The 13690-nt window shown below is 67.0% G+C and carries 14 protein-coding genes; 3 read left to right on the plus strand and 11 right to left on the minus strand.

All coding sequences use genetic code 11. The annotated features are described in order from the left end of the window. Position 1: 1 nt before the first annotated feature. On the minus strand, positions 2-1366 hold the full coding sequence (locus QFZ83_RS02265; protein ID WP_307502148.1) for a tetratricopeptide repeat protein: 1365 nt from the start codon (positions 1364-1366) through the stop codon (positions 2-4). A 31-nt stretch (positions 1367-1397) separates the two neighbouring features. Further along, a complete protein-coding gene (locus QFZ83_RS02270; RefSeq protein ID WP_307502151.1) occupies positions 1398-1796 on the minus strand; it encodes a 4-oxalocrotonate tautomerase in 399 nt (132 codons plus the stop codon). A gap of 111 nt (positions 1797-1907) precedes the next feature. On the opposite strand from QFZ83_RS02270, the gene QFZ83_RS02275 reads away from it, so the two are divergent. Beyond that, positions 1908-2783, plus strand: a complete 876-nt coding sequence (locus QFZ83_RS02275; protein WP_307502153.1) for a LysR family transcriptional regulator — start codon at positions 1908-1910, stop codon at positions 2781-2783. A 47-nt stretch (positions 2784-2830) separates the two neighbouring features. Beyond that, positions 2831-3457 carry a YitT family protein gene (locus QFZ83_RS02280; protein ID WP_307502154.1) on the plus strand — a complete coding sequence of 209 codons (627 nt, stop codon included), beginning with the start codon at positions 2831-2833 and terminating at the stop codon, positions 3455-3457. Between the two features lie 266 nt (positions 3458-3723). On the opposite strand, the gene QFZ83_RS02285 is transcribed toward QFZ83_RS02280, so the two are convergent. From QFZ83_RS02285 to QFZ83_RS02315, 7 genes are all read right to left on the minus strand, one after another. Continuing rightward, positions 3724-5136, minus strand: coding sequence for an amidase (locus QFZ83_RS02285; RefSeq protein ID WP_307502155.1), 1413 nt, complete (start codon positions 5134-5136; stop codon positions 3724-3726). Between the two features lie 7 nt (positions 5137-5143). Next, positions 5144-6631: an ABC transporter substrate-binding protein gene (locus QFZ83_RS02290; RefSeq protein WP_307502158.1), complete on the minus strand. Its 1488-nt coding sequence runs from the start codon at positions 6629-6631 to the stop codon at positions 5144-5146. A 233-nt stretch (positions 6632-6864) separates the two neighbouring features. Then, a complete protein-coding gene (locus tag QFZ83_RS02295; protein WP_307502160.1) occupies positions 6865-8358 on the minus strand; it encodes an ABC transporter substrate-binding protein in 1494 nt (497 codons plus the stop codon). 118 nt (positions 8359-8476) lie between these two features. Continuing rightward, positions 8477-9307, minus strand: coding sequence for an ATP-binding cassette domain-containing protein (locus QFZ83_RS02300; protein WP_307502163.1), 831 nt, complete (start codon positions 9305-9307; stop codon positions 8477-8479). Next, positions 9304-10293 carry an ABC transporter ATP-binding protein gene (locus QFZ83_RS02305; protein ID WP_307502166.1) on the minus strand — a complete coding sequence of 330 codons (990 nt, stop codon included), beginning with the start codon at positions 10291-10293 and terminating at the stop codon, positions 9304-9306. The genes QFZ83_RS02300 and QFZ83_RS02305 overlap by 4 nt, the downstream gene beginning before the upstream one ends. Positions 10294-10298: 5 nt before the next feature. Then, positions 10299-11174: an ABC transporter permease gene (locus QFZ83_RS02310; RefSeq protein ID WP_307502169.1), complete on the minus strand. Its 876-nt coding sequence runs from the start codon at positions 11172-11174 to the stop codon at positions 10299-10301. Continuing rightward, the gene (locus tag QFZ83_RS02315; RefSeq protein ID WP_013543371.1) at positions 11171-12121 is read right to left on the minus strand and encodes an ABC transporter permease; all 951 of its coding nucleotides are present in this window, start codon (positions 12119-12121) and stop codon (positions 11171-11173) included. The genes QFZ83_RS02310 and QFZ83_RS02315 overlap by 4 nt, the downstream gene beginning before the upstream one ends. Positions 12122-12224: 103 nt before the next feature. Here QFZ83_RS02315 and QFZ83_RS02320 point away from each other — a divergent pair, with 103 nt between their 5' ends. After that, a complete protein-coding gene (locus QFZ83_RS02320) occupies positions 12225-12518 on the plus strand; it encodes a YfhL family 4Fe-4S dicluster ferredoxin (protein ID WP_041943044.1) in 294 nt (97 codons plus the stop codon). On the opposite strand, the gene QFZ83_RS02325 is transcribed toward QFZ83_RS02320, so the two are convergent. Continuing rightward, positions 12504-13013, minus strand: coding sequence for a hypothetical protein (locus QFZ83_RS02325; RefSeq protein WP_307502173.1), 510 nt, complete (start codon positions 13011-13013; stop codon positions 12504-12506). The genes QFZ83_RS02320 and QFZ83_RS02325 overlap by 15 nt on opposite strands. Before the next feature lie 37 nt (positions 13014-13050). Continuing rightward, positions 13051-13683, minus strand: a complete 633-nt coding sequence (pth, locus tag QFZ83_RS02330) for an aminoacyl-tRNA hydrolase (protein ID WP_041943043.1) — start codon at positions 13681-13683, stop codon at positions 13051-13053. Positions 13684-13690 lie beyond the last annotated feature (7 nt).

Genomic DNA, 13690 nt, shown 5'->3' on the forward strand with positions numbered 1-13690 from the left:
CTCAGGCGATTCCTGCGGCGAGTTGCCCGAGGCCGAGGCGCGCATAGACGGCCCCCGCCTGCCGCCGCAGCCGCAGCGACTCGGGCTGGCCGTTGAGCTGCTGCTGCAGGATGCCTTGCGCCGCAGCGAGCGTCGATTCGCTGCCCGTGCGCACCAGCGCATCGAGGTACACCTGCTCGAAGAAGTCGCGCTGCGCGTGGCTGCCGCCGATCTCGATCATGCGCGGCAGCGCGACGCCGAGTCCTTCGATGGCGCCGGAGAAATCGCCACGCGCATGGGCCACGAGTCCGTTCGCGGCAGGCACGCAGACACGCTGCCATGCGGCGCGCGTCGAAGGCGGTGCGTCGGGCGCGAAGGCCTCGATGTTGCGCAGCAGCGCATCGGCCTCGGGGCGTCCAGCGCGTGCGAGTCCGTAGAGGTATTGCAGGTCGAGAAAGGGCAGCACATGGTCCGCCTGCCGTTGCAGCAGGTAGCCGGCCACGTCATTCCAGCGCGCACCCACGTCGATACCCGCGAGTTCGAGGCGCGCGAGCAGCGACACGGCGCCGATCTGGTCCTGCGAGTAGTCCTTCACCACACCCCACGCATGCTCGTCGTACACCGCGAGCGCTTCGGCGTCGCGGCCCAGGTCGATGAGGAACAGCGCCACATGCCACCAGTTGTGCGTGACCATGAAGGAGTTGAGCCCGATCCAGGTGTCGCTCACGCTTTCCATGAACGCGAGCCCTTCGGCAAGCCGGCCTTCGGTGAGCATCACATGCGCGAGTGCGTGGTGCGCCCACGGCTCCTTGCGGCACATGGCGATGGCCAGGCGCGCGCTGGCCTCGGCCTCGCGCATCAGGTGGCACTGCTCGTAGCCGAAGGCCGCCATGCCGTGCACATAAGGCACGTCGGCCGCCGAAGGCAGCACTGTGAGTGCGAGCCGCAGCATGCCCGGGCAGTCGCCGGTGTTGAAGCAGTGGTACTGGCCCAGCTTGACTGAGACGAGATCGCGCGGAAATTCGTGCGCCTGCTCCGCGTGCAGTGCGATGGCGCGGGCGATGTCGCCATCGGCCCATGCCTCGATGGCCGCGATGTAGCGCTGCTCGCGCGGTGTGGCTCGCGCGGCGCCGGCACGGGCCTTCGCGAGATACGGCCTCGCATTCGCCACGGCATCGCGCGATTCGGCAAAGAGGTGCAGCGTCGCGCAGTACGCCTGCACGATGGGACTCGCATCGGTGTCGGCCAATGCGATCAGGTTGACGGCGCGCGACTCGGTCGAGATGAAACCCATGACGAAGTCGTCGACCAGTGCGAGGCTGGCGGGGTCATCGAGGGTGAGCGGATTGCCGAGGCTGTCGGCGGCGTGCAGGGTTGCGGAGGGCATGGCGGCATGGTGCCATGCCCCTGCGGATGGTTCAAACCCCGGCTTGCTGGTGGCGGTACTCCTGGGTCTTTCCGCCGTAGCCGTAGGCCGCGCCGCGCGCATCGATCACGTGGATGTACGAGACCTCGTGCAGGTTCGGCCGGATCTTCGCCATGGCCGCATGCACCTCGCGCAGGTAGCGCGCCTTCTCGGCCTTGGTGTTGGTTTCGTCGGTGATGCTGATGTCCAGGTGAAAGGCCGACTTGCCGAGCGACGCGAGCGTCTGGCCGCCGATGAACCAGGCGTCGGCGGCGATGTACTGCACCGTGATGGCAATCACCGGCAACTGCTTGCCGAGCACGCTTTGCGTGAGCTCTGCGACGGCGTCGACGGTCTTGCGGGTGAGGGTGGCATCGGGTTCGCCGGAGAGGTGGACAACGATGTGGGGCATGGTGGACTCCTGTGGAATGAATGATCGATGGGGTGATTGTGGGATTCCGATGGTCATCGGAAAAGCAGGAAGATATGATGGAATCCATCGGATAAACGGATGGATAAGGCCATGCAGTCCTTCGACCTCGAACAACTTCGCACCCTCGCCGCGGTGATCGACGCGGGCAGCCTCACGGCCGCCGCGCCCCGCGTGTTCCTCTCGCAGTCGTCCGTCAGCGAGCAGATGCGCAAGCTCGAGGAGCGAGCGGGCCAGTCGCTGCTCACGCGCAGCAAGGCTGGGGTCGCGCCCACCGAGGCGGGCACGCGGCTCTTGGCATATGCGCGGCGCATCCTCGCGCTCAGCGACGAGGCGTTCCGCGACCTGCATGGCGAAGCGCTGCAAGGCGAGCTGCGATTGGCCGTGACCGACTACTTCCGTCCCGGCGATCTCACGCAGTTGCTCGGCCGTCTGGGCGAAAGCTATCCGCAGGTGCGGCTGAACGTGAGCATCCTGAAGAGCGACGCGCTGCGGGCCGCCTATGCACACGGCGACTTCGATGTCGGCTTGGCGATGGACATCGCGGGTGCGTCGTCGTCTTCAGCTTCGGCGCAGGCCGCGAAGGGTTCCCTGGTCCGGCGCGAATCGCTCGCTTGGCTGGGCGCCACCGGCCTGCGAGTGGCGCGGGGCGAGCCGGTACGGCTGTTGGCGCTGCCGGACACCTGCTCGCTGCACCAGTTCACCGTGGCGCTGCTCCGGCGGCGGCGCGTGCCGTATGTGCTCGCGCATGTGGCGTCCGGCGTGGCGGGGTTGCAGTCGGCGCTGGCTGCGGGGCTGGGCGTTGCGTGCCTGAACGAATCGGCGGTGTGCGAGGGCGTGACCCGGCTGGCGGCGCCGCACGGCCTGCCGGCGTTGCCCAAGGTGGCGTTCCAGTTCCTGCCCGGGCGTCGGGGCGAGACAGCGTTCGTGACCCGCGCGCGCGAAATGCTGGCTACCCATCTGGTGTGAAGCCAAAGCCAAATGGGGGGTGGCGCGGGATTTGCGTCACCTTGGCCATGGCCGCACCACAACCCACTCACCTGCCGGATCTGCTGCGCCATTCCCGCTTCGATGACGCGCAAGCGATCTTTTCGGGCACCTTGTTCGTCGCGATCGCCATGATGCTGTTCGGCCAGGCAGGCCTGCTCACGGGCGGCACCGCGGGCGTCGCCTTCTTGCTGCACTACGCCACCGGTGTGAGCTTCGGCAAGCTGTTCTTCCTGGTGAACCTGCCGTTCTACTGGTTCGCCTGGCGCCACATGGGCCGCGCCTTCACCCTCAAGACCTTCTCGGCGATCGTGCTGCTCTCGGTGATGACCGACTGGGCGCCGCGCTATCTGTCGATCGATTCGCTGCACCCGGCGTTTGCCGCGGTGCTTGGCGGCCTGCTGCTGGGCACGGGCTGCCTGTTCCTCGCACGCCATCGCGCCAGCCTCGGCGGCGCGACGGTGCTCACGCTGTACCTGCAGGAAAAGCGCGGCTGGCCGGCCGGCAAGGTGCAGATCGGCATCGACTGCACGGTGGTGCTGCTCGCGCTGTTCGTGATTCCGCCGCAGCGCGTGGGGTGGTCGGTGCTGGCTGCGGTGGTGATGGGGCTCTTCTTGTGGATCAACCACAAGCCGGGGCGCTACGCGGCGACTTGAGTTCGGGGGAGCGTGCGCAGGCCACCGGGTACTCCCCTCCGCGAATGTCCCCCGCCTTCGGCTCCTCCTTTATTTCGCTGCGTGGAGCACCCGATGCCCTGCGCACTTGGGCACGCTGCTGGTGTTTCGCTGATCAACGACTGCTCTGAAAGCGAGCACGCCGATGGGGGTGCCTTGCGCAGCGAAATAAAGGAGGAGCGAAGCGGGGGACATTCGCGGAGCAAGGTACCCCGTCGGCGGGATCGCCGCCCTGAACAACCCGCGCTCTAGCGTTCAGGCACCACAGGCCAAGGCCGCTGCGCCTCGCGAATCTGCTCGAACGCGCGCGACACGCGCAGCACGCCGAGGTCGTCGAAGCGATGTCCCGCAATCTGCAGCCCGATCGGCAATCCGCTCGCCGCATACCCGCAGTTCACCGACGACGCCGGCTGCTCCGACATGTTGAACGGCACCGTGAAGCCGATGTGCTCCAGCGGACGCAGCGGGTCGTTGGTCGGCGAAGGCGCTTCGGCCGCCGCAGGCATGTTCGGCGACACGGGCGAGATCACGTAGTCGAAGCGCGCGCACGCCTGCACCGCCGCCACGCGCGTCGCATGGAACTGGCTGAAGCTGCGGAACACATGCTCGCCGCTGAACTCGGCCGCGCTCTCGGCCCATTCGCGGATGTAGGGCAGCACCTTGGCGCGCTGGTCGGCGCGCAGGGCCTTCATGTCCACCAGCGAGCGCATGCGCCACAGGTGGTCCATGCCGTCGAGCATGGCCTGCGACATGAAGGGCTGCATCGGCTCGACGATCGCGCCGGCTTTCTCGAACAGGCGCGCGGCGTGTTCGACCGCCGTCTGGATCTCCGGCTCGACCGCGAGGCCGCAGCCCGCGTCGAGCAGCAGCCCGATGCGCAGGCCCCGCAGATGGTCGGGCGACACGTCGAAGGCGGCCCAGTCGATGTCTTGCGCCGGCAGGCTCATGCTGTCGCGCGCGTCGGGCCTGGAGAGCGCCTGCATCATCAGCGCGGCATCGCCGACGGTGCGGGTCATCGGTCCCGCGGCACGGCCCATGTAGGGCGGGTCGATCGGAATGCGGCCCAGGCTCGGCTTGAGCGTGAAGATGCCGCACCAGCTCGCGGGCAACCGCAGCGATCCGCCGATGTCGGTGCCCAGATGCAGCGGACCGTAGCCCGCCGCGGCCGCAGCGCCCGCACCGGCGCTGGAGCCGCCGGGCGTCTTGCCGAGGTCCCACGGGTTGCGCGCCAGCTTGTGGAAGCTCGACAGGCCCGAGGACAACATGCCGTAGTCCGGCATGGCGGTCTTGCTCACGATCACCGCGCCGGCTTCCTTCAGGCGCGCGGCCGGCGGTGCATCGGAAGTGGCGGGCTTCAGGTCGACGGCAGCCGTGCCGGCGGGCATCGGGTCGCCGCGCGTGGCGATGTTTTCCTTGATGGTGGTCGGCACGCCATCGAGCGGGCCGAGCGCATCGCCGCGCTGCCAGCGCGCTTCCGACGCGCGCGCCTGTTCGAGCGCGGCCTCGGGGCGAAAGAGCCAAGTGGCCTGCAGGTGCGGCTCCCAGCGCTCGATGTGCGCGATCACGGCCTGCGTGACCTCGACCGGCGACAGGCGCTTGTCGCGGTAGGCGGCCGAGAGTTCCTGCGCGGAGAGTTCGTTCAAAGGAGCGGAGGAAGACACGTCTTTCTTAGCCCCAGGAAAGCGCCGAGAGGTCGTTCACGAAGATAGGGTTCTCCTTCCAGAGACCCTTCACGTTCTTCTTGGCGATCGTCGGGAACTGCGGCTGGTACAGGAAACCGTTGGCCGCGTCGGTGGCCAGCATCTTCTGCGCGTCGCCCAGGAGCTTGTTGCGCTCGGCGGCGTTGGGGGTGGACTTGATCTTGTCGAACAGCGTGTTGAAGGCCTTCGACTGGTAGCCCCAGTAGTAGTCCGACTTGGCGTAGTTGCCCAGGTCGAAGGGCTCGACGTGCGAAATGATCGACAGGTCGTAGTCCTTGTTGCCGTAGGTGCCGCTGAGCCATTGCGCCCACTCGACGTTCTGCACCTTCACCACGATGCCGATCTTGGCGAGCTGGGCCACGATCACTTCGCCGCCCTGGCGCGCGTAGGGCGGTGGCGGCAGCGTCATCTTGAGTTCGAGCGGCGTCTTCACGCCAGCCTCGGCGAGCAGCTTCTTGGCCTTCTCGATGTCGAAGGGATTGACGCCCGTGGTGTCGACGAAGCCCGCCGCGCCCGGCACGTAGTGGCTGCCGATGGCCACGCCCAGGCCGTCGGCGGCACCTTCGATCACCGCCTTGCGGTCGATGGCCGCGAGGATGGCGCGGCGCACGCGCACGTCGTCCAGTGGCTTCTTCTGGTTGTTGATCGACAGGATGGTCTTGGCGCGCGAACCGGCCAGGATCACCTGGAACTGCGGGTTCATCTTGAACTGCGGCACCACGCGCGTGCCGATGCGGGTGAACACGTCGACGTCGCCCGCCATCAGCGCGGCCGCCTGCGCGGCGGTGTCGGCGATGAAGCGGAAGGTCACCTTGTTGATCTTGGCGGTGGCGGGACTGCGGAAGCCCTCCCACTTGCTCAGTGTGAGCGACGAGCCCTTGGCCCAGGCGTCCAGCTTGTAGGGGCCGGTGCCGACGGGCTTGGTGGCGTTGGCGTCGGCGCTCTTGGGCTCGACGATCACGGCCGTGGCCTGGCCGAGCACGAAGGGCAGGTCGGGATCGATTTCCTTGTTGATGACCACCACGGTGTAGTCGTCCACCACCTGCGTCGCGAGGTTGGCGAAAGTGCGCTTGTCCTTGTTGGTGCTCTTCTCGCCGCCGGCGCGGTCGAACGAGAACTTGACGGTGGCCGCGTTGAAGGGCTCGCCGTTCTGGAACTTCACGCCGCGCTTGAGCTTGAAGGTGTACGTCTTCAGGTCGGGCGAGATCTCCCAGCTCTCGGCCAGGAGCGGGGTGACGCTGCCGTCGGCGTTGATTTTGGTGAGCGTCTCCAGGATGTTGTACTGCACGATCTCGGCGATTGCGGCGGCGGCGCCGGCGGTCGGATCGAGGCCCGGCGGTTCGAGCGCCATGCCGATCACGATGGCGTCCTTCCGCCCTTGGGCCATGCCGGCCAGCGGGGTGGCCAGCGCGACAGTGGCGCCAGCGGTGGTGAGGAGGGTGCGACGGTTCAACATAGGTGGGTATCTCCGGAAAACGGCCAGGGTCGAATGACTGCTTCGGCGCCGACCGTGCCCCGAAGGGAGGCGCGGCGCCACGAAAGACAAGGCACGCAGCACGAAAGATGCCACGTGCGCAGCGGATCATTCTCTCGCAGCAGGTGGCCCGGCGCCTTGCTCCCGGAGCGGTTTTTCCTCGGGACGTACCCGGATGCCGGGGCTTGGCGCAGGCTCTTCACCGGGCCGTTTCATCAGGCCCAGTACAGCGCGGCGATGTCGTTCACGAAGATCGGCGCGTCCTTCCAGAGACCGCGCAAGTTGCGCCCCGCCACGGTGATGAACTGCGGTTGAAACAGGAACACGTTGGCCGCGTCCTCGGCCAACACGCGCTGCGCATCGCCGAGGTAGCGCGCCCGGTCGGCCGCGCGGGGCGCGTTGCGCGCCTTGTCGAAGGCCTCGTTGAACTTCGCCGACTGGTAGCCCCAGTAGTACTCGGGCTTGGTGTAGTTGACGAGGTCGAAGGGCTCGACGTGCAGGATCAGCGAGAGGTCGTAGTTCTTGTTGCCGTAGGTGCCGCTCATCCACTGCGCCCACTCGACGTTCTGGATCTTCGCGACGATGCCCACCTTGGCAAGCTGCGCGGCGATGAGCTCGCCGCCCTGCCGTGCATAGGGCGGGGGCGGCAGCACGAGCTCCAGTTCGAGCGGCGTCTTCACGCCGGCTTCGGCCAGGAGCTTCTTCGCCTTCTCGACGTCGTAGGCGTTGATGCCCGTGGTGTCGATGTAGCCCGGCGCGCCCGGCACGTAGTGGCTGCCGATGGGGACGCCGCGTCCGTCCATCGCAGCCTCGATCACCGCCTTGCGGTCGATGGCGGCGGAGATGGCGCGGCGCACGCGCACGTCATCCAGGGGCTTGCGCTTGTTGTTGATGGCCAGGATGGCCTTTCCGCGCGAAGCGTTGAACACCACCTGAAAGCGCTTGTCGTTCTGGAACTGCGGCAGGCTGCGCGACACCGAGGCATGCGGGAACAGGTCGACGTCGCCCGAGAGCAGCGCGGTGGTCTGCGCGGCCGGCTCGGAGATGAAGCGGAAGCTCACCTTTCGGATCTGCACGGCATCGGCGAGGCGCCAGCCGTCCCACTTGGCGAGCACGATGGCCGAGCCCTTGGCCCAGTTGTCGAGCCGATAGGGGCCGGTGCCGATGGGCTTGGTGGCGTTGGTTTCCACCGTCTTGGGCTCCACCACGATGGCTGAGGCTTGGCCGAGCAGGAACAGCAGGTCGGGCTCGATCTCCTTGTTGATCAGCACCACGGTGTGCTCATCGAGCACCTGTGTCGCGATGTTGGCGAAGGTGCGCTTGTCCTTGTTGGTGCTGTTGGCCGCGGCCGCGCGGTCGAACGAGAACTTCACGGTGCTCGCATTGAGGGGCTCGCCGTTCTGGAACTTCACGCCGCGCCGGAGCTTGAAGGTGTAGGTCTTGAGGTCGGGCGAGACTTCCCAGCTCTCGGCGAGCAGCGGCGTGACGCTGCCGTCGGAGTTGATCTTGGTGAGCGTCTCGAAGACGTTGTAGAGCACCACTTCGGAAATCTCGGCGCCGGCCTTGGCGGTGGGGTCGAGGCCCGTGGGCTCGAGCGTGAGGCCGATCACCAGCGTGTCTTTTTTCTTTTGCGCGAGCGCGTCGAACGGCAGGGCGAGCGGTGCCAGGGCGGCGGCGCTGGTGGCGAGCAGGGAGCGTCGGTTGAGCATGAGGCGGTGTCCTTGGTGTCCTCGGGAAAGGGCAAGCATCATCCGCGAGACGGGTGCCCGTGCGCAACCAAATGCTTATGACCCACTCATCCTACGAAGCGTCGGCGACGCTTCGGTGTCAGGCCGCAAGCAATGTGCCGCCGGTGGGCGTGCGCGGCACGGCGTCGAGCAGCGTGCGGGTGTATGGATGCTGCGCGTTGCGGAACAGCTCGCCCGGCGGGCCCTGTTCGACGATCAGGCCCTTCCACACCACGCACACGTCGTCACACAGGTGGTTGACCACCGCGAGGTCGTGGCTGATGAGCAGATAGCTCACGCCGAACTGCTGCTGCAGGTCCTGCATGAGGTTGAGCACCTGGGCCTGCACCGACACGTCGAGCGCGCTGACGGGTTCGTCGGCGACGATGAGCTTGGGCCGCGTGATGAGCGCGCGTGCGATGGCGATGCGCTGGCGCTGTCCGCCCGAGAACTCGTGCGGGTACTTGTCCATGTCCGTCGTGCGAAGGCCCACGGCTGCCAGCGATTCGGCGGCACGTTCGCGTTGTTCCTTGCGCGATGCTTCTGCCAATGCTTCGAGCGGCTCGGCGACGATGCGCGCGACGGTTTGGCGCGGATCAAGAGAGCCATAGGGGTCCTGGAACACCATCTGGAAATCGCGTCGTGCGGTGCGCAGTTCGCTTCTGGGCAGCGCGTGCAGGTCGCGCCCGAGCAGCTTCACGCTGCCAGAGGTCGGCGTGTCGAGCGCCATCACGAGGCGCGCGATGGTCGACTTTCCCGAACCCGATTCACCGACGATGCCGACGCTGTGGCCCGCCTCGACCTTGAAGCTCACGCCGTTGAGTGCCTTGACGGTGGGAGGCGGTCCGAAGAGTTTTTCGCGCGGCAGGTCGTAGTGGCGCACGAGGTCAGTCACTTCCAGCAGCGGCGAGGCGAGAGCGGATTCACTCATGAGGCAACGGCGACCTTCGTCGCGATTTCTTCGAGCCGGATGCAGCGCACCGCGTGGTCGTGCGGCAGCATCGTGGCCGGTGGACGCGTCGTCTGGCAGGCGTCGATCGTGTAGCTGCAGCGGCCCGCGAAGGGGCAGCCCTTCGGCAGGTCGACCAACTCGGGCACGCTGCCGCGGATGGTGGCCAAACGCACGCCGCGCGGCGCACCGAGCGCGGGTCGTGCGGCGAAAAGGCCCTGCGTGTAAGGGTGCGCACGACGCGCGAACACGGCCTCGGTCGGGCCGCTCTCGACCACGCTGCCGCCGTACATCACCAGCATCTTCGAGACGGTCTGCGCGATCACGCCGAGGTCGTGCGAGATCAGGATCAGCGCCATGCCGCGCTCTTCCACCAGACTCTGGATGAGTTCGAGGATCTGCTTCTGGATCGTGACGTCGAGTGCGGTGGTGGGCTCGTCGGCGATCAGCAGGTCGGGGCCGCAAGCCAAGGCCATCGCAATGCCGATGCGCTGCCGTTGCCCGCCCGAGAACTGGTGCGGATACGCATCGAGCCGAGAGGCTGCATCCGGAATGCCCACGCGCTCCAGCAGCGCCAGCACTTCCTTGCGCGCCTCAGCCTTCGAGAGGCCGCGGTGAAGCCTGAGCGGTTCGCCGACCTGGCGCACGATGGTGTGCACCGGGTTGAGCGCGGTCATCGGCTCCTGGAAGATCATGCCGATGCGGTTGCCGCGGATCTGGCACATGTCCCTTTCGTCGCGGCCGACGAGCTCGGTGTCGTCGAAGCGGATGCTGCCGGTGACCTTCGCGTTCGACGGCAAAAGGCCCATCAGCGACATCACGGTGATCGACTTGCCGCAGCCCGATTCGCCCACGATGCCCAGCGTTTCGCCGCGCTCCAGCGTGAAGTCGATGCCGCGCACGGCTTCGGCGGGGCCGCGCTGCGTTTGCAGTTCGATGTGCAGGTCCTTGACTTGGAGGAGGGGCATATCGGCTAGCGTGCGCGCGCGAGGCGGGGGTCGAGCAGGTCGCGCAGGCCGTCGCCGAGCAGGTTCAGGCCCAGCACCGCCATCGCGATGGCCATGCCCGGGAACACGGCGAGCAGGGGCGACTGGAACATCATCGTCTGTGCTTCGCTGAGCATGCGGCCCCACGAAGGCTGCGGCGGCTGCGTGCCGAGTCCGAGATAGGAGAGGGCGGCTTCGGCGAGGATCGCAATGGCGAAGCGGATCGTGATCTGCACGATCAGCACCGCGGAGATGTTCGGCAGCACGTGCTGCATCGTGATCGAGAACGAACCCTTGCCGCAGGCGCGTGCCGCCGCGATGTACTCGCGGGACCAGATCGCATTGGCCGAGGCGCGCGTGATGCGCGCGAACGTCGGGATGTTGTAGATGCCGATCGCGACGATGGCGTTGACGATGCCGGCGCCGAACACGGCCGTCATCATGATTGCCGAGAGGATCGCGGGGAAGGCGAGCGAGAAGTCGGTGAGCCGCATGATGGCTTCCTCGACCCAACCGCGCTTTGCCGCGGCGAGCAGGCCGAGCGCCGTGCCGACCACGAGGCCGATGCCGACCGCGATCACGCCCACGAGGATCGACGCCCGCGCACCCACCAGCAGCAGCGAGGCCACGTCGCGGCCATAGGTGTCGGTGCCCAGCCAGTGCGAGCCGGTCGGGGGCTTGAGCTTGTTGGCCATGTCCATCTCGTAGGGCGACCAGGGCGTCCAGACGAGCGAGAGGGCGGCGGCCAGCAGGAGCAGCAGCGTGAACACGCCGCCGATGACGAAGCTGCGGTGATGCAGCGCGCGGCGCCAGAAGCCAGGCACCTTGAGCGCTGCGGCGCTGGGAGCGACGACGCTGCTCATATGTCGCTCGCCTTGATGCGCGGATCGATCACGGCATAGAGCACGTCGACCACGAAATTCACGATGACCACCAGGGCCGCGAGCAGCATCACGCAGTTGCGCACCACGATCAGGTCGCGGTTGCTGATGGCCTGGAAGATCAGGCGGCCGAGGCCCGGCAGGTAGAACACGTTCTCCACCACGATGGTGCCGGCGAGCAGCTCGGAGAACTGCATGCCCATCACCGTGATGACCGGGATCATCGCGTTGCGCAGCACATGGGTCCACAGCACCATGCGCTGCGAGACGCCCTTGGCGCGCGCGGTGCGAACGAAGTCTTCGCGCATCACCTCGAGCACCGCCGAGCGCGTGATGCGCGCCAGGATCGCGGCCTGCACCACCGCCAGCGACAGGGCCGGCAAAAGCAGGGACTTCAGGCCCGCGAAGATGCCTTCGCCCCAGCCCTCGAAGCCACCGGCCGAGAACCACTGCAACTGCACCGAGAACACCAGGATCAGCATGATCGCGAACCAGAAATTCGGGATCGCGATGCCGACCTGCGCCATGCCCATCAGACCCACGTCGCCCAGCTTGTTGTGGCGCGCGGCGGCGGTCACGCCCACCAGCAGCGCGATGACCACGGTGAAGGCCATCGCCAGCAACGCGAGCGGCACGGTGAGGGCGAGGCGTTCGAGGATGAGGTCGAGCACTGGCGAGCTGTAGGCGTAGCTGTCGCCCAGGTTGCCGGTGAGGAGGCCGCCGATCCAGTGCCAGTAGCGGGTCCACGCGGGCTGGTCGAGGCCCAGCTTGGTGGCGAGTGCGGCGACGGCGTCGGGCGATGCGTCGGGGCCCATGAGCATCTGCGCGGCGTTGCCGGGCAGGATCTCCAGAACGAGGAAGACGATGACCGAAGCGCCGATCAACGTGCCGATCAACGTGGCGAGGCGCTTGAATAGAAACAGGCTCATGGGGCGGGGCGCAGCATAACTGACTAGTGCAACAAGTGTGCCGTGAATGTGGCCTTTGTCATTCACGGGCGGGGGCCCCTGCCGGTCCGCCGATAATCGGGGAATGGCCCTCATGATCACCGACGAATGCATCAACTGCGATGTCTGCGAGCCCGAGTGCCCGAACGATGCGATCTACATGGGCGCGGAGTACTACGAGATCGATCCGCACAAGTGCACCGAATGCGTCGGCCACTTCGATGAGCCGCAGTGCGTGCAGATCTGCCCCGTGGCGTGCATTCCCCTGAACCCCGAGCATGTGGAAAGCCGCGAGACGCTGATGCAGAAATACCAGCGCCTCACGGCCATCAAGGTGACTGCGGTTACTTCACCGCCTGCTTCATCAACCGGCGTCTGAGTCGCGGGACTTCCGCTTCTTTTTCTTCGCCGGAGCGTCGCCGGCCGACTTGCCGCCTGACCCGCCGCTATTGAAACTCATGGTCGATTTGCGCGGGTCGCCGGCTGCCTTGGTGGCGCGCTCTCGGGCTTGCTGCTCGGACAGGGCCATGCGCCGTTCGGCCATGGCGGCGCTTCGGGCCTCTCGCGCCGCCTGGCGATCGCGGTCGTAGGCCGCTTTCTCCAAAGACAGGCGGGAGCGCTCCAGCTTGTCGGCCTGTGCACCGTTGCTCTTCGCGCCGGCTTCGGCTGCCCGGCGGTCCGCATCGCTGCGGGGATCGTCCACCTTCACCGCCTTGCCGCCTTCGCAGGGGCGGTCCGAGTAGGTGCTGCCGCATCGCCAGGTCTTTGCGGAACCCTGGGCCGCCACGCTGCTGGACCAGGTGCAGGCTGCTATTAAAAATACAGCCAGCCCGAATTTCCCCACCCTCTTTTCTCTTCTTTTTCTCGTCTTCATTTTTGTTTCTCTCTCCCTCCTGCGCTCCGGTTGCCGGCTAGGTGGCGGCAGGCGTGCCCCCGTCGCCGGGCTCCCGCCGCGGCGGTTTGGGCCGGGGCGGTTTGCTCGTGTGGATGAGCATGGTCGCTTTCTCCATCTCGCCGGCCACGAGCGCGGGCGCGGCATGCAGCGTGCGGACGATGGTGTCGTCGATCAGCTCACGCTGTTCCTTCAGTGGCTTCTTGAGCACCCAGTTGACGACCTCGGACTTCACGCCGGGATGCCCGATGCCCAAGCGCAGCCGCCAGTAGTCGCCGGTGCCCAGTTGCGCGTGGATGTCGCGCAGGCCGTTGTGACCGGCATGGCTGCCGCCGAACTTGAGCTTGGCCTGGCCCGGCACCACATCGAGCTCGTCGTGCACCACGAGGATTTCTTCGGGCGCGATCTTGAAGAAGCGCGCGAGCGCAGCCACCGATTTGCCCGAGAGGTTCATGAAGGTCTGGGGCTCCAGCAGCCAGATGCTCTGGCCGCCGATGTTGGCGCGCGCCGCGAGGCCGTGGTAGCCGCGCTCGGGCACGAGGTTGAGTTTCCAGTCGCGCGCGAGGGCGTCGATCCACCAGAAGCCTGCGTTGTGGCGCGTGGCTTCGTACTCAGGGCCCGGGTTTCCGAGGCCGACGAACAGCTTGATCATGGCGGGA

Origin of the sequence: Variovorax sp. W1I1 (assembly GCF_030815625.1) — a bacterium.
Classification (GTDB): Bacteria; Pseudomonadota; Gammaproteobacteria; order Burkholderiales; family Burkholderiaceae_C; genus Variovorax; species Variovorax paradoxus_C.

Coding starts and splice junctions, on each gene's coding strand:
- QFZ83_RS02320 (WP_041943044.1), top strand. CDS start 12,225: ATGGCCCTCATGATCACCGACGAATGCATCAACTGCGATGTCTGCGAG.
- QFZ83_RS02275 (WP_307502153.1), top strand. CDS start 1,908: ATGCAGTCCTTCGACCTCGAACAACTTCGCACCCTCGCCGCGGTGATC.
- QFZ83_RS02280 (WP_307502154.1), top strand. CDS start 2,831: ATGGCCGCACCACAACCCACTCACCTGCCGGATCTGCTGCGCCATTCC.
- QFZ83_RS02265 (WP_307502148.1), bottom strand. CDS start 1,366: ATGCCCTCCGCAACCCTGCACGCCGCCGACAGCCTCGGCAATCCGCTC.
- QFZ83_RS02295 (WP_307502160.1), bottom strand. CDS start 8,358: ATGCTCAACCGACGCTCCCTGCTCGCCACCAGCGCCGCCGCCCTGGCA.
- QFZ83_RS02305 (WP_307502166.1), bottom strand. CDS start 10,293: ATGCCCCTCCTCCAAGTCAAGGACCTGCACATCGAACTGCAAACGCAG.
- pth (WP_041943043.1), bottom strand. CDS start 13,683: ATGATCAAGCTGTTCGTCGGCCTCGGAAACCCGGGCCCTGAGTACGAA.
- QFZ83_RS02325 (WP_307502173.1), bottom strand. CDS start 13,013: ATGAAGACGAGAAAAAGAAGAGAAAAGAGGGTGGGGAAATTCGGGCTG.
- QFZ83_RS02310 (WP_307502169.1), bottom strand. CDS start 11,174: ATGAGCAGCGTCGTCGCTCCCAGCGCCGCAGCGCTCAAGGTGCCTGGC.
- QFZ83_RS02300 (WP_307502163.1), bottom strand. CDS start 9,307: ATGAGTGAATCCGCTCTCGCCTCGCCGCTGCTGGAAGTGACTGACCTC.
- QFZ83_RS02270 (WP_307502151.1), bottom strand. CDS start 1,796: ATGCCCCACATCGTTGTCCACCTCTCCGGCGAACCCGATGCCACCCTC.
- QFZ83_RS02315 (WP_013543371.1), bottom strand. CDS start 12,121: ATGAGCCTGTTTCTATTCAAGCGCCTCGCCACGTTGATCGGCACGTTG.
- QFZ83_RS02290 (WP_307502158.1), bottom strand. CDS start 6,631: ATGTTGAACCGTCGCACCCTCCTCACCACCGCTGGCGCCACTGTCGCG.